Origin of the sequence: Arthrobacter sp. Hiyo1, assembly GCF_001263615.2 — a bacterium.
Classification (GTDB): Bacteria; Actinomycetota; Actinomycetes; order Actinomycetales; family Micrococcaceae; genus Arthrobacter.
Genome location: NZ_DF952471.1, coordinates 327,471 through 347,657, shown reverse-complemented (window position 1 = coordinate 347,657; position 20,187 = coordinate 327,471). Strand labels below are relative to the sequence as shown.

Sequence of the window (20,187 nt, the reverse complement as noted above, 5' to 3'; positions counted from 1 at the left end):
CTGCGGCCGCTTCGCGCATCCGGTTCAACGCTGATTGGGCAGCGTCGATCTCGTCAGGGTCCCTGCCCGGCTGGCGTCCGCCGGGGCTATCCTTCTCCATCAATGCCTCCGGGCACAACCTTCACGCGCCGCCCCGCCAGTTCCTCGGGAATGTCGGCGTCGACGGCGGCCGTCACCAGAACCTGTTCGGCACCGGCCACTATTGCAGCCAGTTTACGCCTGCGCTGCACGTCCAGTTCAGCGAACACATCGTCGAGGATGAGGATCGGAGCAGAACCGCCGGTTCGGGTGTCATCGAGCATGACGTAGTAGGAGGCCAAGCGCAGGGAGAGGCACATGGACCATGTTTCGCCATGGGAGGCATAGCCCTTGGCCGGGGCTTGGCCCAGAACCAGCTCGAGTTCGTCGCGGTGGGGTCCGACCAGGGAGATTCCGCGCTCCAACTCCTTCCGGCGCGAGGCAGCGAAAACCTGGACATAGCGCTCGGTGAGTTGTTCCACGGACAATGTGCGGAGGTCCTCAACCCCTTCCGAACCTTCCGCGAGACCCTCGGCGGGACCGCCGTCGTCGTCCAACACGCCCTGGATGGTAGATCGATAGACCGCGCCCGCTTCCTTCGATCCGTCGGTCAGCTGGGCGTATGCGCTCTTGAGGTGGGGTCGAAGCAGTTCCACGAGTTCCAGCCGTGCATGCAGGAGCTCGGCACCGGCCCGCGCCATGTGCTGGTCCCACACATCGAGCGTTGCTTCGTGGCCTGAGGTGAATTTCCCGGTGCGGCAGATTTCAACAAAGCGTTGCGCTGTTTGAGCACGCGGTCGTAGTCGCTGCGGGTGGCCGCGTGCACCGGCATGAGGCTGACCAGCAGTTCGTCCATGAAGCGCCTGCGGTTGGACGGATCACCCTTGACCAAGGCAAGGTCTTCCGGGGCGAAAAGCACCGTCTGGCAAATGCCCAGGATGTCGCGGGCGCGCACAGGATTTCCGCGGTTGATCCGGCCGCGGTTGGCACGGCCGGCGTTGATCTCGAGTTCGACCACGGTCGATTGTTCACCGCGAACAAGCTTCGCCCGGATCAAGGCGCGCTCCGTGCCGAAGCGCAGGAGGGGCGCATCCGTACTCACGCGGTGCGAACTCAAGGTGGCCAGGTATCCGATGGCCTCCATGAGGTTCGTCTTGCCGATGCCGTTGGACCCCACCAGGACCGTCACACCGGGACCGAGCTTGAGGTCAACCTGCGCGTAGCTGCGGAAATCGGTCAGCGAAAGATGTTCGAGGTACACGCGTACTGCTGGTGGGCCGGGGCCTAGTTGGCCGGACGGGTGGCGTGGCCGCCGAATTGGTTGCGCAGCGCAGACACCATCTTCATGGCCGGGGAGTTGTCTTCACGCGAGGAGAAACGGGCGAAGAGCGCAGCGGTGATTGCCGGCGCAGGGATCGCGTTGGCAATGGCTTCTTCAACGGTCCAGCGGCCTTCACCGGAGTCCTCGACGTAGTCTCCGATGGAGGCCAGTCCCGGATCTTCGTCCAAGGCTTTGACCATGAGGTCCAGTAGCCAAGAACGGACAACGGTGCCTTTTTGCCACGCACGGAAGGTGCCGGGAAGGTCTTTGATGATGTCCTTGGCGGCGAGCAGTTCGTAGCCCTCGGCGTAGGCCTGCATCAGGCCGTATTCGATCCCGTTGTGGACCATCTTGGCGTAGTGGCCTGCTCCAACGCCGCCGACGTGGACGAAGCTGTCGGCACGATCGCCTTCGGGACGGAGTGCGTCGAACACCGGCATGGCGAGTTCGATGTCTTCATCCGCGCCGCCTGCCATGAGTCCGTAGCCGTTCTGCAAGCCCCAGACCCCTCCTGAAACACCGCAATCGGCGAAGCGGATGTCCTTGGAGGCCAGGAAAGTGGCGTGTTTTTGGTCTTCAGTAAAGCGCGAGTTGCCGCCGTCGATCACCATGTCCCCGGCGGAAAGCTTCTCGCCGAGTTCGCTGATCACGGCATCGGTGATCTCGCCGGAGGGAACCATGACCCAGACCAGGCGCGGCGCCGGAAGGGCAGCGATCAGTTCGTCAACGGACGCGACGTCGGCGATGTCCTGATTGCGGTCGAAGCCAGTGACCTCGATTCCGCCCTTCCGCATGCGTTCGCGCATGTTGAAACCCATTTTTCCAAGGCCGATCAGTCCGATGTGCACGGGGTGAACTCTTTCCTGCGTTGGTGGTTTTTTGGTCTTGACCCGACTGACTCGCATTTGTTGTCGTTTTGGGCGCCCAGAACGACAACTAATGTGAGCTAGTTGGGGAGGCGGACAGGCATCACGAGGTAGCGGTAGTCGCCTTTGTCATCACCGTCGGCGTCAACTTGGGCGGTGATCATGGCCGGCTTCGGTGCCGTGGTGAAGGAGAAGCGCACGAACTTCGTCTCGATCACGCTCAGGCCTTCCACCAGGTAGTGCGGGTTGAACGCTACCGTGATGTCTTCGCCGCTGAGCTGGGCTTCCAGTTCCTCGGAGGCCTGCGCGTCCTCGCCGGTACCGGCGTCGAGACTCAGCTGGCCCTGCGTGAACGCCAGGCGAACCGGGGTGTTCCGTTCGGCCACCAAGGACACGCGGCGAACGGCTTCAACGAGTTCCTGCGTTTGGACCGTTGCGTGGATCGGCGTGGAATCCGGGAACAAGGACCGAATCTTGGGGTAGTCGCCGTCAACGAGCAATGAAGTGGTGGTGCGCCCGCCGCTTTCGAAGCCAATCAGGCGGCTGTCGTCGTCGGCGAGGGCGAGATGGATGTCACCGCTGCCGCCGAGAGTCTTGGCTACCTCGTTGAGGGTCTTGGATTTCACCAAGGCACTCGTGGAAATTCCCGGGGTGACGGGCTTCCACGGTACTTCCCTCATGGCGAGGCGGTACCGGTCCGTGGCGAGGAGGGTGATCATGTCATCCTCGATCTCCATCCGGACACCGGTGAGGATCGGCAGGGTGTCATCCCTGCTGGCGGCGATGATGACCTGCGAAACGGCCTGGGCGAAGGCGTCGCCGGGCAGGGTTCCGCTGATGGCGGGAAGCGCCGGAAGCGGCGGATATTCGGATTCCGGCATCGTGGCGAGATGGAAGCTGCTTCGACGGCATGTGAGGGTGACCTTGCTGCCATCGGTTTCGATGTCGACGGGAGCCGAGGGCAGGCTGCGGCAGATATCGGCCAGGAGCCGTCCGGAAACCAGGATGGTTCCTTCGGTGGTGATGTCAGCTGGAATCTCGAGACGGGCGGAGGTCTCGTAATCGAAGCTCGAGAGGCTCACTGTTCCGGCTTCCGCCTTGAGCAGGAGACCTGAGAGTACCGGGACGGGCGGCCGCGGAGACAAGGACCGGGCTGTCCATGTGACGGCTTCTGCCAGGACATCCCGCTCGACTCTGAACTTCACGGAAGGGTGCCGCCTTTCATTGCTGCTGCCAGTGTTCCACCGGAAACTCCCCCAGGAGCCCCGAAAACCAGCGCCCGGAACCCTAACGCTGCATGGTCCGCACTGAGCGAACTACAAAGCAGCGCCAAGGATGGACGCGATGCAGACAGCTTAGCCGGAACTTCGGGCATTAACCCATCCCCGGCCTGCTGGCTTGTGGTTCGAAGCAGCCGCGGGCTGCGTCGGTGGGTGGGCGGAAGGAGATTGTTATTTGAGGGAATTCATTTTTTTGGGATTAGTAGTGTTAATAACCCCTGTGGAAACTGTGGATAACCGTCCCTGGACCCGCAGTTCCGCGGTTAAGGCCTGTTCACGATATGTGGGTGACAGGGGTTTTAAACAGGGTGTGGACGTGGATAACCCCCAGGGCCGTTTTTAACGATCCACAGACGGCTTAAGGGTTTTAAGCCCATTAACCGCGCTTGTCCCCTTAAGTATCCACAGGCTTATCCACATGTGCCTGTTAATAAGGTATGTAGTACCTCGAGCGAGCCGACTCAGGAATCGCGTTGCTGCTGCTTGATGCGGTTGGTCAGCTCAGTCACCTGGTTGTAGATCACACGGCGCTCGGCCATCAGTTCGCGAATCTTGCGATCTGCGTGGATCACTGTGGTGTGGTCGCGGCCGCCAAGCTCCTGGCCGATCTTCGGCAGGGACATGTCGGTGAGCTCGCGGCACAAGTACATGGCGATCTGCCGTGCGGTCACCAAGGTGCGCGTCCGGGACTTGCTGCAAAGCTCTTCCATGCTGAGCTTGAAGTACTCGGCCGTCTGCTTCAGGATCTGGTCGGCCGTGATCTCCTGGGCGCCATCGTCGGTGATCAGGTCCTTCAGCACCATTTCGGCGAGGGCCACATCCACGGGCTGGCGGTTGAGGCTGGCGAAGGCAGTGACGCGGATCAGCGCGCCTTCGAGCTCGCGGATGTTGCTGGAGATCTTGGAAGCGATGTACTCCAAGGCGTCGTCAGGTGCGGACAGTCCCTCGCTCTGGGCCTTCTTGCGGAGGATCGCAATACGGGTTTCGAGTTCCGGCGGCTGGATATCGGTCAGCAGGCCCCACTCGAAGCGGGACTTCATGCGGTCCTCGAAGCCGGCAAGCTGCTTGGGCGGGAGGTCCGAGGTGATGACCACTTGCTTGTTGTTGTTGTGCAGTGCGTTGAAGGTGTGGAAGAACTCTTCGAGCGTCCGGTCCTTGCCAGCCAGGAACTGGATGTCATCGATCAGGAGCACGTCGACGTTGCGGTACGTGGTCTTGAAGCTGGCGCCTTCGTCGTCCCGGATGGAGTTGATGAAGTCGTTGGTGAACTCTTCGGAATTCACGTAGCGCACCCGGATGCCGCTGTAGAGCCGGCGGGCGTAGTGGCCGATCGCGTGCAGCAAGTGCGTCTTGCCGAGTCCGGAGTCACCGTAGATGAACAGCGGGTTGTAGGCCTTTGCCGGTGCTTCCGCGACCGCGACGGCGGCAGCATGGGCGAAGCGGTTGGAAGAGCCGATGACGAAGGTGTCAAAGACGTACTTCGGGTTCAGCCGGCCGAATTCGTGCGAAGTACTCGGCGGGGTGGGCTGTGGCTTGGATTCCACGGCCAGGTCGTTCACGGAGGAGAGTTCGACGGCGGGGGCCGGCTCTTCGTGGATGGGCACTAGATCCGTGTCGACGTCGATCGCGCACCGGATGTCGTCGGAAAAGACGCTGCGGAGGGCGTCATCGAGGGCGTCCTTGACTTGCGTCTGGAGAACCTCGCGGGTCAACTCGTTGGGTACGGCCACCAGGAGCGTGGAGCCGATCAGGCCCTGTGCCTGGGCAAGGATAACGAAACCACGCTGCCGGGGTGTGACGCGATCGTCTTGTTCCAGCAGGCTCAGCACCCGCCGCCAGGAACTTCCGACCGTGTTGGCGTGGTTGGCTTCGTCTACCGTCATCAATTGGTTCCCTCGAGTGCTTGCTTGCCTGGATTGCGGCAGCCGAAGGTCCAAACCATGAGTGGATTCCGAACCGAATCCACAGGGTTATGCACAGTCCGTGGATAATCGGCTACTGAGACACTCTAGGGGATGGAAACTCCAGAAGATAGCTGGGAAGAGGCTTGTGGATAATTACACGGTTGTGGTTCTGAAACGGGGTCTGTGACCGGCTTCATCCACAGGCTGGGGGTGTACTTAGCCACAGCTGGGGATAGCGGGCACCGAGGCTCCCAGTTTGACCTTGGGGGTCTTTTTGCCCTAACGTTGTGAAGTCCTATGTGTCCGCTTTTTGACCACCCGCACTTCCGGTAAATCCGGCGTTGGGCGGCGGCGGATACTCAATAAACTTAGCGTCGGCCAGTTCTTCCCCTTTTGATCGGGTGGGCGCACCTTTGATCCACTGGAGTAACTAACGTGAGCAAGCGGACTTTTCAGCCGAATAACCGCCGTCGGGCCAAGAAGCATGGCTTCCGCCTTCGTATGCGCACCCGTGCCGGCCGCGCCATCCTGGCCGCCCGTCGTGGCAAGGGCCGCGTCGAACTGTCGGCCTAAATAACTGACTCGTCGGTCAGCCTTCCAAGCGAGTCAATAGGTGCTAGCCACCCGTAACCGTCTGCGGACTTCTACCGACTTTTCAACAACTGTACGTTCCGGCGTCCGCAATGGACGCCGGAACTTAGTGTTATATACGGCACCTATCGGTGCCGGAGAACCGAGCCGCATCGGCTTCATCGTTTCCAAAGCTGTCGGGAACGCTGTGACCAGGAACCTCGTTAAGAGGAGACTGAGAGAAGCAGGTGCTTTGTCCTTGAAAAGGCATGGCACGGGTCTTGCTGTTGTGGTCCGAGCGTTGCCGGCGGCTGCGACGGCGAGCTGGGACCAGCTGCTGACGGATTACAACGCCGCCTTGGCGGCAACCACGAAACGGCTCGGCGGATCCTCTCCGCGGGTTGTTTCGCCCACCCAGGGCACCACAACGGAAGGGACACCGCGTGCATGAGCTGAGCTCCGCCGTCGTCCGCTTCTTTAGAGTCGCTCCGAGGATCCTCGGAACATTTCTGTGGGAGCTGCCGAGCAACGTCCTCATCATCTTGTTGAAGACGTACCGCAAGATCATCTCTCCCTTATACGGCCAGGTATGCCGGTTCTTCCCATCCTGCTCGGCATATGCCCTCGAAGCGGTGACGGTACATGGTGCCGTCAAGGGAAGTTGGCTCGCAGTGCGGCGCCTTGCGCGGTGCCACCCCTGGAACGCCGGCGGCGTGGACCACGTCCCCGCCGGACATCGTCACTGGCCCGAAGGCCAGACGCCACAATTGTTGTACTGAACAACCCGGACCAGTTCCTGGCTGTGTGGTCTGATGAAGACGGTCGCCGCACAGCGGCCTGAGGAAATAGGGAAAACGTATGGACATCTTTGGAACAATTCTGGCCCCGTTCAAGTGGCTAGTGTCCGCGATCATGCTGGGGTTCCACGACGGGCTGAGTTTCATCGGCCTGCCGCCGGAAAACGGCTGGACCTGGACACTGTCCATCATCGGCCTGGTGCTGGTGATCCGTGCCGCCCTGATCCCTGTCTTCGTCAAGCAAATCAAGGCACAGCGTGGTATGCAGCTGCTTCAGCCCGATCTGAAGAAGATGCAGGCGAAGTACAAGGGGAAGACGGACCAGCTCTCCCGCCAGGCGATGGCGCAGGAACAGATGGCGCTGTACAAGAAGCACGGCACCAACCCGTTCTCCGCTTGTTTGCCCATGCTGATCCAGATGCCGTTCTTCTTCGCGCTGTTCCAGGTGCTTTCCGGTATTACCCAGGCCCGCCAGGCCGGCCAGGGTATTGGAGCCTTGAGCCATGAGCAGGTGGTGCAGTTCGACGAATCCAGCATCTTCGGCGCTCCCCTGTCCGCGTCCCTGCTTCACGGCGGCCCTGCGGGTACCGACCAGACGGTTGTGTGGATACTCTCCATCGTGATGATCCTGGCCATGACGGCGTCCCAGTTCATCACGCAGAAGCAGATCATGGCCAAGAACATGTCCGAAGAGGCCATGGCCAGCCCGTTCATGCGCCAGCAGAAGATGATGCTGTACATCCTGCCGCTCGTCTTCGGCGTCGGTGGCATCAACTTCCCGATCGGTGTGCTCATCTACTGGACCACTACCAACCTGTGGACCATGGGCCAGCAGTTCTTTGTCATCCGCCGCATGCCGACGCCGGGATCCCCCGCAGCCAAGGCACTCGCTGAGCGTCGCGCCGCCAAGGGCCTGCCGTCCATCCCGCTCCTGGGTGGCAAGAAGGACGCAGACGTCGCTGCCGAGGTGGCCGCCGTCGAGGTCAAGGCACAGCAGCGCATCCAGCCACAACGTAAGAACAGGAAGAAGAAGTAATGTCTGTTGAAAGCACCGAAGAGGCAACGGCCGCTGCCGCCGAGGAATTGGCAGAAGCCACAGAAGAAACTTCCGAAGAGGGCGCTGCTGCCGGTAAGGGCACTTCCGTGAGCCGCCTCGAGGAAGAGGGCGACGTCGCCGCAGACTACCTTGAGGAACTCCTCGACATTGCCGACATCGACGGTGACATCGACATTGAGATCCGCAATGGCCGCACCTACATCTCGATCGCAGCCGAAGACGACTCCGAGGGCCTTGAGAGCCTGGTAGGACGCGACGGTGAAGTGCTCGAAGCCCTTCAGGAACTCGCGCGCTTGTCCGTGCTGTCCGCGACCGAAAACCGCTCCCGCCTGGTGCTCGACATCAACGGCTACCGCAAGGAACGCGCCGGCGATCTGCAGCAGATTGCCGAAGACGCCGTGGCGAAGGTCAAGGAAACCGGTGCCCCTGTGGCACTCGAACCCATGAGCGCCTACGAACGCAAGATTGTGCACGACGCTGTTGCGGACCTCGGTTTCGTCTCCGAGTCCGAGGGCGAAGGCGCCGGCCGCCACATCGTGGTTTCGGCCGACTAACGGATCATGGTTGAAATCACGGCAGCCGAACTGCAGGCGGCAGAGAAGATCTTCGGTGACCGGCTTGGCCTCGCCCAGCGGTACGTAGAACATTTGGCGACATCGGGAACCGAGCGCGGGCTGATAGGCCCGCGCGAGGTTCCCCGCCTATGGAGCCGGCACGTTCTCAATTGCGCCGTCATCGAGTCCGCGATTGCCCACGGAAGCCATGTTGCGGACGTCGGTTCCGGTGCGGGGCTTCCCGGCTTGTGCTTGGCGATTGCACGTCCCGATCTTGAACTCACGCTGATCGAGCCGCTGGAGCGGCGCGTCATTTGGCTTCAGGAAGTGGTGGACGACCTCGGGCTGGGCAACGTCACGGTCATGCGCACCCGCGCCGAGCTCGCAGTGGGCATGGTAGACGCGGACGTTGTCACGGCAAGGGCTGTCTCTGCCCTGTCCAAGCTTGCCGGCTTGACCATTCCTTTGCTTAACGGCAAGGGTGAAGTGGTTGCGATCAAGGGCCGCAGTGCTGCCGAGGAGATTGAGCAAGCAGCAAAAGTGATCCGCAGGCTCGGCGGCGTGGAAACGTCCGTTGTGGTTTGTGGGCAGGAGCTCCTGGAAGAACCCACCACAGTGGTGAGGATCGTCGTTAACAAACAGCGGAAGATCGCTTAGCTTCGGCGCTGTGTCCCGCGTGTCCGCAACTGAGCGGTTAAGCTAGAGAACGGCAGCTAGAGCCGAATGAGAGTGAGAGTGTGACAGTGGGCAGTAGCGAAACCTCCACCCAGCGGATCCCGCCATTTATTTCCTTGGGGTCGGCTCGGGCCATGGCTGCACCCTCGGCGTCTTTTGAATCTGCGCTGATGCGTACGAATTCGGTTGCGAACGCCGCTGTTTCACGTGAAACGCTGATCGTCGGACACGACAACGTCATGGACTCCATCGACGACTCCAGCCCTATCGCGCGGCAGCTCGCCAACGAAACCCGACGGCGCGAGCGCCTGGTGGGACGCGAGCTTCCCAAGCCGGAGAAGACCCGCATTTTCACCGTCTCCAATCAAAAAGGCGGCGTCGGAAAGACCACGACGACGGTCAATATTGCGGCTGCCCTCGCTTCCGCTGGGCTCAACGTCCTGGTGATCGACATCGATCCTCAGGGAAATGCGTCCACCGCGCTGGGTATTGAACACCACGCAGACGTCGACAGCATTTACGATGTGCTGATCAACGACCTTCCGCTGCGTGACGTTGTGGCTCCTTGCCCTGATATTCCGAATCTCATCTGTGCGCCGGCGACCATTCACTTGGCGGGCGCCGAAATCGAACTGGTCTCCCTCGTGGCACGCGAGCAGCGCCTGCGCCGGGCAATCGATGTCTATTCGAAGGAGCGCGCGAAGAACGGTGAAGGTCGCCTGGACTTCATCTTCATCGACTGCCCGCCCAGCCTGGGCCTGCTGACCGTCAACGCCTTCTGCGCGGCCAGCGAGGTACTCATCCCGATCCAGTGTGAGTACTACGCCTTGGAGGGCCTGAGCCAGCTCCTCAAGAACATCGAAATGATCCAGAAGCACCTCAATGCTGATCTGGTCGTTTCCACCATCCTCCTCACTATGTACGACGGCCGCACCAATCTGGCCGCGCAGGTGGCTTCTGAAGTCCGTCAACATTTCCCGAATCAGGTTCTTGGCGCAGTGGTTCCCCGCTCCGTGCGTATCTCGGAGGCTCCGAGCTACCAACAGACGGTAATGACCTACGATCCGTCTTCCAGCGGCGCGTTGTCCTACATGGAAGCCGCCGCGGAAATCGCCGAGCGCTAGACTTCCTTAATCACTGCAATATCCTTGGCGGGCTCTATTCTTGCCATTCCACCGGAGGGACATACTAATGAGCGAAAAGCGACGAGGCCTGGGTAGGGGTCTTGGGGCTCTCATTCCCAGCTCCGCTTCGGCCGGTGCATCGGGCAATGGCGTTCCGGCGTCCCGCCCCGTGGACCTCTTCTTCCCTGAGGCGCGCAAAGCCCCGGAGGCGGTGGATACGCCTGAGGTGCCTGAAACCGAAGTAGCGAAGAGTTCCCCCTCTCGAGGCTCTTCGTCCAAGAGTACGACGGCGGCAAAGACGCCTGCTGCGAAGTCGCCATCCGCGAAGGTCACCACTGGTGAAGACCCGTCCGCGTCCGAACCGTCCGAGGCTCCTGCCGCTGCTGCTGGGAAAGCAGTTTCTGAATTCGCTCCGACAGAAGCGTCCGAGGTCCAGCTGGTCGAGGTTCCCGGCGCGCGCTTTGCCGAAATCCCGGTCGGGGACATTCATCCCAACCGCAAGCAGCCCCGCAGCGTCTTCGATGAGGACGACATGGCGGAGCTGGTTCACTCCGTCAAGGAAATAGGCGTTCTCCAGCCAATTGTTGTACGTACTTCAACCGAAAAGGGTGGAGAACCGTATGAGCTGGTGATGGGTGAGCGTCGATGGAGGGCTGTACAGGCTGCCGGGCTCGAAACTATCCCGGCGATTGTCCGCGATACCAACGATGACGATCTCCTCCGTGATGCTTTGCTGGAGAACCTCCACCGGAGCCAACTGAACCCCTTGGAAGAAGCAGCTGCTTACCAGCAGCTCCTGGAAGACTTCGGCACCACACACGAGCAGCTGGCTGATCGAATCGGACGTTCGCGTCCCCAGGTGTCCAACACGCTCCGTCTCCTCAAGCTTCCTCCTTGGTGCAACGGCGCGTTGCAGCCAGCGTGCTCTCGGCCGGCCACGCTCGTGCGCTGCTCGCTCTCCCGGACGCAGCCGCGATGGAGCGTCTCGCTCAGAAGATTGTCTCCGAGGGTATGTCCGTACGGGCTACCGAGGAAGCAGTCGCGTTGTACCAGGATCCTACGGTGCCGCCCAAGAACAGCATCCCGCGCCCCAATGCACGCCATGAGCGTCTCGACTACCTTGCTTCCTCCCTTTCGGATCGACTCGACACAAACGTCAAGATCACCTTGGGTGCGCGTAAGGGCCGGGTCAGTATTGAGTTCGCGAGCGTTGAAGATCTGAACCGCATCATGGATGTATTGTCGCCCGGGGACGAAGGCTAGTCGCTGGATCTCTACGGAATCGGGGTTTGCTTCTAATGGGGCAAGCCCCCTTTTTCGTTTAACGGTCGATCGAGGCGGGAATCGACATTCGGAGGATATCCGGCCACGTTTCTCGCGCTGACTGGCGACGATTCGCTCCGCGGATGCCCTCGATGTGCATCCGGGGGCTGTGGATGGCTTTTGCAGCAAACTGGGATCCGTTGCCCTTTCTGCAAACGGGGTCAGGTGACGGCCGCCCTTGCCTGGAATGGAGCAAGCCGCCACCCGCTCTTCTCAACGATGCTTCGCTGTAAGACTTTCCGCTGCGTCTTATCCCTCGTACGTGGCGCGCCTTCGCGCCCGCGGGGTCGGCGGCAAGCGATCTTCCCGTTTGGAACGATCGGGGCTGCTGCGGATCTAGTCGGGTGTTTCACGCGAAACGAACAGACTTTAGTGCACAGAAGGCAAGAGTCCGCTTATCGTTGACCGGATGAGCTGCAGTTCGAGTCTCTAGTAGGCGATTGAATACTTGGGCGCCTTCTTCCCTGCATCCCTTTCGCACTGATTGAGAGTTCGCCTCCGCTCCTGGCGTGTTCGAGATATGCTCCTTCATGCCTAGCCGCCAGGTTCCTTATGGGCCCATACCCCGGCGTTTCACGTGAAACAACACAGCTTGCCGGCCGTCAGATTGACCGTCACCCGGATCTCCCTCGGCTAGAGCGCAGGGGCTTCGCCAACACTTCGCTGCGGACTCAGGTATCTGCTGTCCTGGATCGATTTGTTCTCTGGCGTTCGGTTCAGCTTCGTCCCCTTCTCTCGTGTTGTACCCGCGCGAGGCGGACTTGTGGACAAGAGCTGAACAACGTCCAGCTGACATGTCGTGCGCGCAGAGATCGCGACCATGCCGATCAACGGCACCCGGTATTTAGGGATGGTTCAGAATGCGGGAGCAGCCAGTTAGGGACTCCTTCCCCGCACAGCAGTGGCCACTGTTTCACGTGGAACAGGAAGAGCACCAGACGGGGCCTCGCATAGCTGGAGTTCGGCTAATCCCCGTGAGCTCGTTTGGTTAGGACACTAGTCTGTCAGTGGGCCGGTAGCCAGTGCTTCTGTAGTGGATAGCGACTTGCTCTGTTTCACGTGAAACGAAGCGGCGCAGTCTGGGCTGTGGGGTTCAGGGCGAGACACCCAAGGTAATTGGTAGTCGACTCGCAGAACGACGTGAATCTCCAAGACGCGGCTTCGTAGCGTGTCTCACCGGCTGGTGGTTTTCCGCTTTGGTTCTTTCAATTCACCGTCCATAAGGTGATGCTTCGGCATTTCGGCGCCGCCATCTGGCCTGTCAAAGGAGCTGGCGCTCTGGCCTAAAGCCACTGAGCGAAACCTCCAGATGGTGGCGATGGCCCGATGATGCCTTCGCATCCGCCATTCTCGAGCGCCGAACTGACTCCTCTCGGCGCTAGCCTCCCCCTGCGGTGGACTACGATCACACTCAGCGCCAGGCCAGTTGGCTGCGCGCGGAAGGCCAAGAAGTAGTTCTGTTGGGCGCTTGATGCCGGCAATCGCGCGTCCGTTCAGCTTCCTCCTCCACTTCCCCTCCAGCGTGAGGTGGGCTTCAATGGCGCTCTGCTCGCGTCAGGTGCAGGCGGGTGCGCGGCTCACTGTGGCGGTTGGGCACCAATAGATGCAATGCAGAAAGGTGCTCTGCGAGTCTTGAACGCCGAAGGATCAGGGGCCGGTCACGGTGTGTGGGAAGGTCGCGGCGGAGTTGCCTCCGACAGCGCAGCGTCACGTGAGGGGTTGTAGTTCTCTTGCCGGAGGTGTCTGTCGCATGCGTCGACGACCGATGACGGCAAGCGTAAGGTTCGGATCGAGCCCATGCTGAACCCTCGTGAACTCCGACACATGCGACGCGCGGTCGAGGTCGGCGCTCGGATACCGCTTCCCTGTTTGGATACAAGGTGAGATCGATACAAGCAAAGTGCCCTCTGGGTAGATTGCATCTCGCTCCGGAACAATAGGCCGGTCCGGTCTGGGTAGACATCAACGTTGTTCCATGCCCGATGCAGGTAAGCAGGCAAGACTGCTCACAAACGTCCCGGCCCGTGGGATGGAAGTCGTCCAATTTGTGCCGCCGGCTCGGGCCGTGACTCAAGGACCGGTAGGGTCAGCGGATCCAGACGTAGCCTCACCGCATTCCCTCTGTACGCCTGAACTCGCCGGCTTCGTGTGTAGGAGTGTTCTCGTTGGAGCTGAGACCAGCTTCCATGCCGGGAGTCGGACTGGTGATTCGTGCCCTTGTACTAGTCGCGTGATCGCCGGGAAGGAGTTGAAGGAGCGTCTGCTCCCCCAGGCTCGTAACCAGAGTGCGCCCTCGTGCCTTGAATGTGGTCTTACTGCCTCCGGGCCCAACTCTTGCGTCGCAGCGCTTTCGCTGTGACGGTTCTTTCGTTGGCTCACGCGTTCGCGTTATGTGAGTGACGCGAGGCAAGGTGGATGGTCGTCAACCCATGCGGAGGAACAAGTATGTTGTTGAAAGCACTGGAAGCGGTGACGCGCTTGAACCTGGACCCGACACGGCATCCTCGTGCTCGCGCGAATCAGGTGGGTGTGGCTTTGAGCACTGGTTAGTGATGCGCAGTGTTTGCGTCCGCTGGTTCACATGACCATCCGAATTCTGGGGTAGTACGCGGACCGGTCTCTCAGCGCGTCATCGAAGGAACACTGAGTCTGCCCCGGCCACTTCATTCGGAAGATCGGCTGGAAATATTGACGGTTCTAAGGGCTGACGATGACGCAAGATGGAAGCGTCGTGTGGAGCTGGCTCCGTGTACGAAAGTGAAGATTTGCTCCGCCCGCAGGATGTGTACACGTCCTGCGCCACAAGAAGCCGCTGTTGAAAAGTCTGAGAGCAGCGGTGGATATCTCTGTGGATAACTTTGTTGATAAGTCTGCCAGGTTTAAGTGTAGACAGCGAGCATCGTCTGGGTCTGTATCTGGCTGGCGGTCATAGTCCTTTGAAGCTCGTGTTCTTCGATCGCTCTGTTTCACGTGAAACAGAGCCATGGTCTTGAAGCTGGCCATTTTCATCCGAATTTGGCCTGATTTTGGGCGGTTGATCGCCCTTTGCGAGCATTTCGGGCCCGCGTTCGATCTGATTTGACCTGCGGAGCTGGATGTCGCCTTGATTCGCACTGGTCGCGCCCAATACGCGGGTAGGAGGAGTTGTTCGAACTGACCCATTCATGCGGTGGATATCGCTGTGGATAACTTTGTGCATAACTTCTGACTGAACGGTGGATATCCGGCGCAGCCTCGACGCAGCCGCTGCGGAAGGCCGTCCCATGTTGGGGACTAGTATCGCCACTTTGATCGCCTATCGACGGGACCCCACGGGCTCCCAAGCCTAACGTGACCGGCGTTTTGAGCGGCCGGACATAGTCATGTTTCACGTGAAACGACGTCAGCCGACGGAGAAATTCTCGACCCTCAAGGCGGTACCGAGACGTCTCGGATGCAGGTCTGGGAGTACATCAACATGGGCCTTGGACGAAGGCTGGTCCGCCGAGTTAGTGTCCGTCCACGGGACCAGCGAGTAGTCGCGCCCGCCTTCGATCTAGATCGAAGGCACGGACGCTTGTCCTGGGTCCAGCTTGAGTCCCACTTTCACGGGCGAAAGATCGGTGGACGATCGCCATGTACGCGCGACGAGCGAATCCTCAGCCATGGGATCTGTGGTCCGATCTTCAGCCTGTACAACCGGGCGCACCTTACGCTCCAGGATGTGCACCGGTCCTTCAATACGCGCTAGACGTTTCGCGCCCCGCAAGTACCGAATGCCCTTCATCGCCCCCACGTTCCGCGCTCCCCGCGGTCGAATCGGACCGTTCCCACTCCTGTCTGTGCCGGCTGTTTAAGCTCATGGAAGCGGTGTCAGGGCGGCCTGTCCTGTCCCTATGCGGTGTCCGCGGTTGCTGCGTGTCTGGATGATCACCCCCACGAGCCCGCAGTTGGTGTCTGAGTGCCTCCGCGCTGTGAGGCCGCCAGGTCGGAAGGAGGGGCAAATTCAGCCGAAGTCCAGGCAATAGTTCGCTCAGCGGAGGTCCGTCGTCGGTTCTGGGCTCGGGGTTTATGAACAAGCACCACTGTTCCCGGTTCGATGCAGAGTTGCCTACGGTGCGGTACTGAGTTGCCTCGGACGACTGTCCGACGTTGGAATTGCGCGTGGAAACTGCCGGACGAGCTTAGTGAGCGGGAGCGTGGCTTCAGCCAGACCGGACCCCATGCCAATTCGAAACACGATCTGTCCATCGGGCCTAGCCTTCGAGAGGCAGCCCGCCACGCTCGGGCATGGTTCGGTCGCCTGGTCACGATTCAACCCCACAATGACGTGAAGGGGGCAAATGGACGTCTGTTATGGCGTGCCGTTTTCCCGGCCGCCGCCCCCGCAGGAGGTTGATGCAATGCTGATCTTCTTACCCTGTGCGAATGATGGCTACTCGAGAAGATCCGGGCGGCTGGCCTGAAGGCGCAATCTTCAATGTCGCCCTTGTGGGTTCACCATGCAAGCTGCCCTCGAAGGCAGGCGCGCGGCCGGCGACAGGCGCGCGCGCATCTGAACCACTCTCACGCGCCAAGAAGCCAACGTCACGCTGCAAGATGCCAAACATCAGTCCTGGCGCCATTGAGAGAGATGTCTCTGCACAATGCCTTCCCGCACGCCTCACGGTGTATCCAGCCCAAGTGCACCGGTGGATCATCTTCTCTCAGTCCCTTGTCAGCAGCCTTCTTTAAAGTCTCCGATCGGAAAGCTACTGCGGACGCTGCACAGGAAGGGACTGAGTCCTTAGGCGCGGAAGCCCGCATTTATGCAGACAGACACCCTAAATTGATTGATCGCGGTTGTATAACACCGGTTTCCGCAGAAACTAGGCGCCTCGATGCATCATCGCGCCACCGAAGGCGCCGTCTGGACACACCGGGAAGTGCGTGCGACGAGGGCGCCGTCTGGACACACCGGGCAGTGCGTGCGACGAGGGCGCCGTCTGGACACACCGGGCAGTGCGTGCGACGAACCCAAGACCCAGGCTAATTGCCTTGGCATCCGCAAGATGAAGCGGAGACTACCAAGGACCAGTCATCCCGCGAGTGGGAACTGAAGCTTCTCTCGGCCATGCGTGAGTCGCCGTGTTGACGCATGTCGCGGCGGGACCTTACGCGCGAATCGTCCGTCAGCCCGCACCCAGTCAGCCCGAATGATGTGCGGGATGCTCTCCGGACAGATCGCCGTTTCACGTGAAACATGAAGCACGGAAGGGCGCGCTGGCGATACGCATATGTACCGGTGTCGAATGGCCCGGAGCGTGCACGTGCACTCACCAAGTGGTGATTCCAAGTGGCGAGCAGGAAGCGGCGTTCAGTGGTTCCGAGAAAACGGGAACCTAGCCCAACTTGAGTGCGGCAGCGCTGGAGCCCGCCAGCCCGGAACGTGCCCGCAGCTCTCGTATCGATCAGCTATTACGTTTCACGTGAAACCGCGTCAGTTTCTACTTTCATGCATTTCTGGCCACTCGGAATTGGAAATCGACGTGCAGTTCGAGGACAAGAGTCGGTAGCTACGTTTCACGTGAAACGGTGCGTGTACCGAGTGCAAAAAGGTACCTGTCTGGAATTGATTCAATTTGGGAGCTTTCCTAGATCGTATGAGTGGACAACGCGGTTTCACGTGAAACAGTGGAATGGAGGACTTCGTCGTTGACCGATCCCGCGGGCCACGCAGGTGTGTGGACCCCTCGGCATCGGTCCTGCCTTAGGAGACTCGACAGTAGTCCCCCTGTCCCCTTTGCTCTTTGCCGTACTTTCCCGGCAATTGCCCCACCACTGCCCGGTTCCAGCTCAGCAACGGACCCCACGACTATCTATGCCGTCTCCCAAAAGAACTGCCTGTTTTGAAATTGAAATAGGTCACAAAAGGCGGAGCCAAACTTAGGACAGCCGCCGCGCGTACCAGTGACCACCAATACCCCAGCAATCACCACCGGCGGCGAGGCTTTGGACCCAGGACCGTGTGCCCGAAGGCACGAAAAAGCCGGTGGCCTTCGCTCAAGAGCGAAAACCACCGGCCGAATCAGAGGCGCCCGCTAAGGGACGCCAGACGTCCTAGGACAGGACGGATTCAAATTCCTTTTCGAAGAACTGCTTCGGCTTGGCGCCGATCACCGTGCTCTTCACTTCTCCCCCACTGAAGAGGTAAACCGCCGGAATAGACGTGATGCCGTATTCAGCGGCGATGGCTGGGTTGTCGTCGACATTCAGTTTGACGACATCGACCTTGTCTCCGTACTGGACAGAGATCTCGTCGAGGATGGGACCCAGCTTGCGGCACGGGCCGCACCACTCTGCCCAGAAGTCCACAATGACCGGCTTTTCAGCGGCCAGGACGTCGGTGCTGAAACTGGCGTCGGTAACGTTTTTAGCGTTGCTCATAATTCTTTCCCTTCGAATGGATGGCTGCTGTGCCGATTAGGCGTGCAGGTCTGCAAGATAGTGCTCGACGTCCAGGGCCGCGACACAACCGGAACCAGCGGCTGTGATGGCCTGCCGGTAAGTGGGGTCCACTACGTCGCCGGCGGCGAAGACGCCCTTGATGCTGGTCTTGGAGCTGCGGCCGTCGACGGCGATGGTGCCTTCAGGAGCGAGCTCCAGCTTTCCCTTGACGAGCTCCGTGCGGGGATCGTTGCCGATGGCCACGAAAACGCCTGTGACGGCGAGTTCGGACTCGGTGCCGTCGACGAGGTTCTTCAGCTTCAAGCCGGTCACCTTGTCCCCACCGATGACGTCCTCGACGGCGGTGTTCCACACGAAGTTGATCTTCTCGTGGGCCCGGGCGCGGTCACCCATGATCTTGGAAGCCTTGAGGGTGTCGCGGCGGTGCACCACCGTGACGGACTTGGCGAACTTGGTGAGGAAGAGCGCTTCCTCCATGGCAGAGTCGCCACCGCCGATCACTGCGATGTCCTGGTCCTTGAAGAAGAAACCGTCACAGGTTGCACACCAGCTCACGCCGTGCCCGGAAAGACGCTTTTCATTCTCGAGGCCGAGCTCACGGTATGCGGAACCCGTGGAGAGGATGATGGCACGTGCCTTGAAGGTCTCCCCCGTGGCGATGGTCACGGACTTGATGTCGCCGTCGAGGTCCAGTTCGGTGACGTCCTCGAACTGGATTTCAGTCCCAAAGCGTGCCGCCTGCTTTTCGAAGCTCTCCATGAGATCAGGTCCCATGACGCCCTCGGGGAAACCGGGGTAGTTCTCGACGTCTGTTGTGTTCATCAGTTCGCCACCTGCAGTCACGGAACCGGCGATGAGCAGCGGGTTCATGTTGGCGCGTGCCGTGTAGACGGCCGCCGTGTAACCGGCAGGCCCTGAGCCTACGATGATGACATCACGTACGTTGGACGCGGTGTTTTCTGCGTTGCTCACTGGTGGGTGAACCTCTTCCTTAGTCGATGCACCGGATCCTTGCGGCCGGCCACATGGCACAACCCTATGTCGGCGCGGAATATTCCGATGTTCCCGGGGACCCTAATATCCGCCACCATTCAGGGTACCTTCCGGGAGCACAAGGCATCGAAGGAGCAAGGCTCCGTTACCGGAGTTGACGGCCGCCCGGGACGCACGCGCCCCAAGCTCCCATCGGAAGCAAACGCCAGAGCGGTGACAAGCGGCCGAAGGGTCCTCCCGCCGTCGGCTACTGGACCTTGATCTCCGCAAGGCGCAGGCCGAAACCGTAGCGCGTCTTCGGCGCGGTCAGCTTGGGCAGGGACTTAATGGAGATGATGACGTATTGGGCCGTTACAGGGGAACTGAGCGGCATGGTGAGCTCCGGTGAGGTGAAGCTGTTGGTGCCAACCAATTTGGCGCCGTCCATAGCCGGACGATCGTTGGTATAAACGTTGATGTTTCCACCGGAAGCGCCCAACTGGCTCAATGTGACGGATGTCACTTGCGAGGGTGCCTTGAGCTTGACGAGCAGCGAAACTCCATCAGGAGCGAGTCCACCCCAGTCCGCAGTGGCGAACTCCATGTCCGACCAGTAACTCGCGGCATTGCCGTCGTAAGCCTTGACCAGGTCTTTGTCGTAGGTCGCAGCGAACTCGAAATCGCCCATGCGAGTGACTCCATCAATGGCCGGAGGCGCTGCGACCGGAGGTGCTGATGCGCTGCTGCTCGGCTGGCCGGTCACCGTTTGGGACGCTGTGGAGGATTGCTTGGCAGCAGGCGACCCGCCAGGGATCAGGTTGCCGAGGTTGGTGACAGCCAGGATCAAACCCACGATCAAGACGGCGGCAAGGACCCCGCCCACGAGCCAACGGAAGGAACGGGGCTCGCGTACTGGTTCCTCGTCGTAGTATTCGTCCTCGTCGAGCGGCTCTGCCTGCGCACGCGCAGTCGACGGGAAGCTCGATGCTCCTCGGCTGTACCCGCCGGTAGCGGCAGCCGCATCGCGGGAAGCGCCCGTACCGCGGGAGCGGGCGTCGTCGTTAACGAAGCCGTAGTCGTCTTCGGACCAGAGGGAGACCTTGGATTCCTGGGCCGGGTTCGCTGAGGTAGGCGCCGGAGGGGAGGACGCTTGAACAGCCTGCGTGGCAGGGGGCGCCTGGATTTGCTGGGGAGCGGTCCGGTTAGACTCATCGGCCCGGTTCGATGGGGCGGCAGCCGAAGGTGCGGCTTCGACGTCGTCGCTGTTTGACTTGCCGGTGCCCTTAACGGCGGCCGCGGC

General features: G+C 60.6%; 11 protein-coding genes and 5 pseudogenes. 8 read left to right on the top strand and 8 right to left on the bottom strand.

Features of this window, described 5'->3' with window-relative positions:
* The 5 genes and pseudogenes from AHiyo1_RS26785 to dnaA all read right to left on the bottom strand — a co-directional run.
* Positions 1-100 (bottom strand): annotated as a pseudogene (locus tag AHiyo1_RS26785) (DUF721 domain-containing protein); the annotation flags it as partial.
* Positions 87-1,279 (bottom strand): annotated as a pseudogene (recF, locus tag AHiyo1_RS13165) (DNA replication/repair protein RecF). The pseudogenes AHiyo1_RS26785 and recF, both read right to left, overlap by 14 nt.
* 23 nt (positions 1,280-1,302) lie before the next feature.
* Positions 1,303-2,280 carry a phosphogluconate dehydrogenase (NAD(+)-dependent, decarboxylating) gene (gene gnd / locus AHiyo1_RS13160; RefSeq protein WP_275937063.1) on the bottom strand — a complete coding sequence of 326 codons (978 nt, stop codon included), beginning with the start codon at positions 2,278-2,280 and terminating at the stop codon, positions 1,303-1,305.
* Positions 2,281-2,285: 5 nt separating this feature from the next.
* Positions 2,286-3,410, bottom strand: coding sequence for a DNA polymerase III subunit beta (gene dnaN, locus AHiyo1_RS13155; protein WP_059388865.1), 1,125 nt, complete (start codon positions 3,408-3,410; stop codon positions 2,286-2,288).
* Positions 3,411-3,946: 536 nt separating this feature from the next.
* Positions 3,947-5,368 (bottom strand): chromosomal replication initiator protein DnaA, encoded by a 1,422-nt coding sequence (dnaA, locus tag AHiyo1_RS13150; RefSeq protein ID WP_059388864.1) that lies wholly within the window; start codon positions 5,366-5,368, stop codon positions 3,947-3,949.
* Positions 5,369-5,824: 456 nt separating this feature from the next.
* On the opposite strand from dnaA, the gene rpmH reads away from it, so the two are divergent.
* The 8 genes and pseudogenes from rpmH to AHiyo1_RS13110 all read left to right on the top strand — a co-directional run bounded on the left by rpmH (position 5,825) and on the right by AHiyo1_RS13110 (position 11,429).
* Positions 5,825-5,962 (top strand): 50S ribosomal protein L34, encoded by a 138-nt coding sequence (gene rpmH, locus AHiyo1_RS13145; RefSeq protein WP_011776797.1) that lies wholly within the window; start codon positions 5,825-5,827, stop codon positions 5,960-5,962.
* Positions 5,963-6,002: 40 nt separating this feature from the next.
* Complete coding sequence (gene rnpA, locus AHiyo1_RS13140; protein ID WP_084784496.1) at positions 6,003-6,410, top strand: ribonuclease P protein component; 408 nt, start codon at positions 6,003-6,005, stop codon at positions 6,408-6,410.
* Position 6,411: 1 nt separating this feature from the next.
* A pseudogene (yidD, locus tag AHiyo1_RS13135) lies at positions 6,412-6,800 on the top strand (membrane protein insertion efficiency factor YidD).
* Between the two features lie 17 nt (positions 6,801-6,817).
* Entirely contained in the window at positions 6,818-7,792 is a 975-nt protein-coding gene (yidC, locus tag AHiyo1_RS13130) for a membrane protein insertase YidC (RefSeq protein ID WP_059388863.1), read from the top strand.
* On the top strand, positions 7,792-8,367 hold the full coding sequence (locus AHiyo1_RS13125) for a Jag family protein (protein ID WP_059388862.1): 576 nt from the start codon (positions 7,792-7,794) through the stop codon (positions 8,365-8,367). The genes yidC and AHiyo1_RS13125 overlap by 1 nt, the downstream gene beginning before the upstream one ends.
* 6 nt (positions 8,368-8,373) lie before the next feature.
* Entirely contained in the window at positions 8,374-9,024 is a 651-nt protein-coding gene (rsmG, locus tag AHiyo1_RS13120) for a 16S rRNA (guanine(527)-N(7))-methyltransferase RsmG (RefSeq protein WP_059388861.1), read from the top strand.
* An 86-nt stretch (positions 9,025-9,110) separates the two neighbouring features.
* Entirely contained in the window at positions 9,111-10,166 is a 1,056-nt protein-coding gene (locus tag AHiyo1_RS13115; RefSeq protein ID WP_253257323.1) for a ParA family protein, read from the top strand.
* Between the two features lie 67 nt (positions 10,167-10,233).
* Positions 10,234-11,429, top strand: a pseudogene (locus tag AHiyo1_RS13110) (ParB/RepB/Spo0J family partition protein).
* A gap of 6,138 nt (positions 11,430-17,567) precedes the next feature.
* On the opposite strand, the gene trxA reads toward AHiyo1_RS13110, so the two are convergent.
* From trxA to AHiyo1_RS13095, 3 genes and pseudogenes are all read right to left on the bottom strand, one after another.
* A complete protein-coding gene (gene trxA, locus AHiyo1_RS13105) occupies positions 17,568-17,894 on the bottom strand; it encodes a thioredoxin (RefSeq protein ID WP_059388860.1) in 327 nt (108 codons plus the stop codon).
* Positions 17,895-17,930: 36 nt separating this feature from the next.
* Positions 17,931-18,887: a thioredoxin-disulfide reductase gene (gene trxB, locus AHiyo1_RS13100; protein ID WP_059388859.1), complete on the bottom strand. Its 957-nt coding sequence runs from the start codon at positions 18,885-18,887 to the stop codon at positions 17,931-17,933.
* Positions 18,888-19,155: 268 nt separating this feature from the next.
* Positions 19,156-20,187, bottom strand: a pseudogene (locus AHiyo1_RS13095) (ABC transporter substrate-binding protein); the annotation flags it as partial.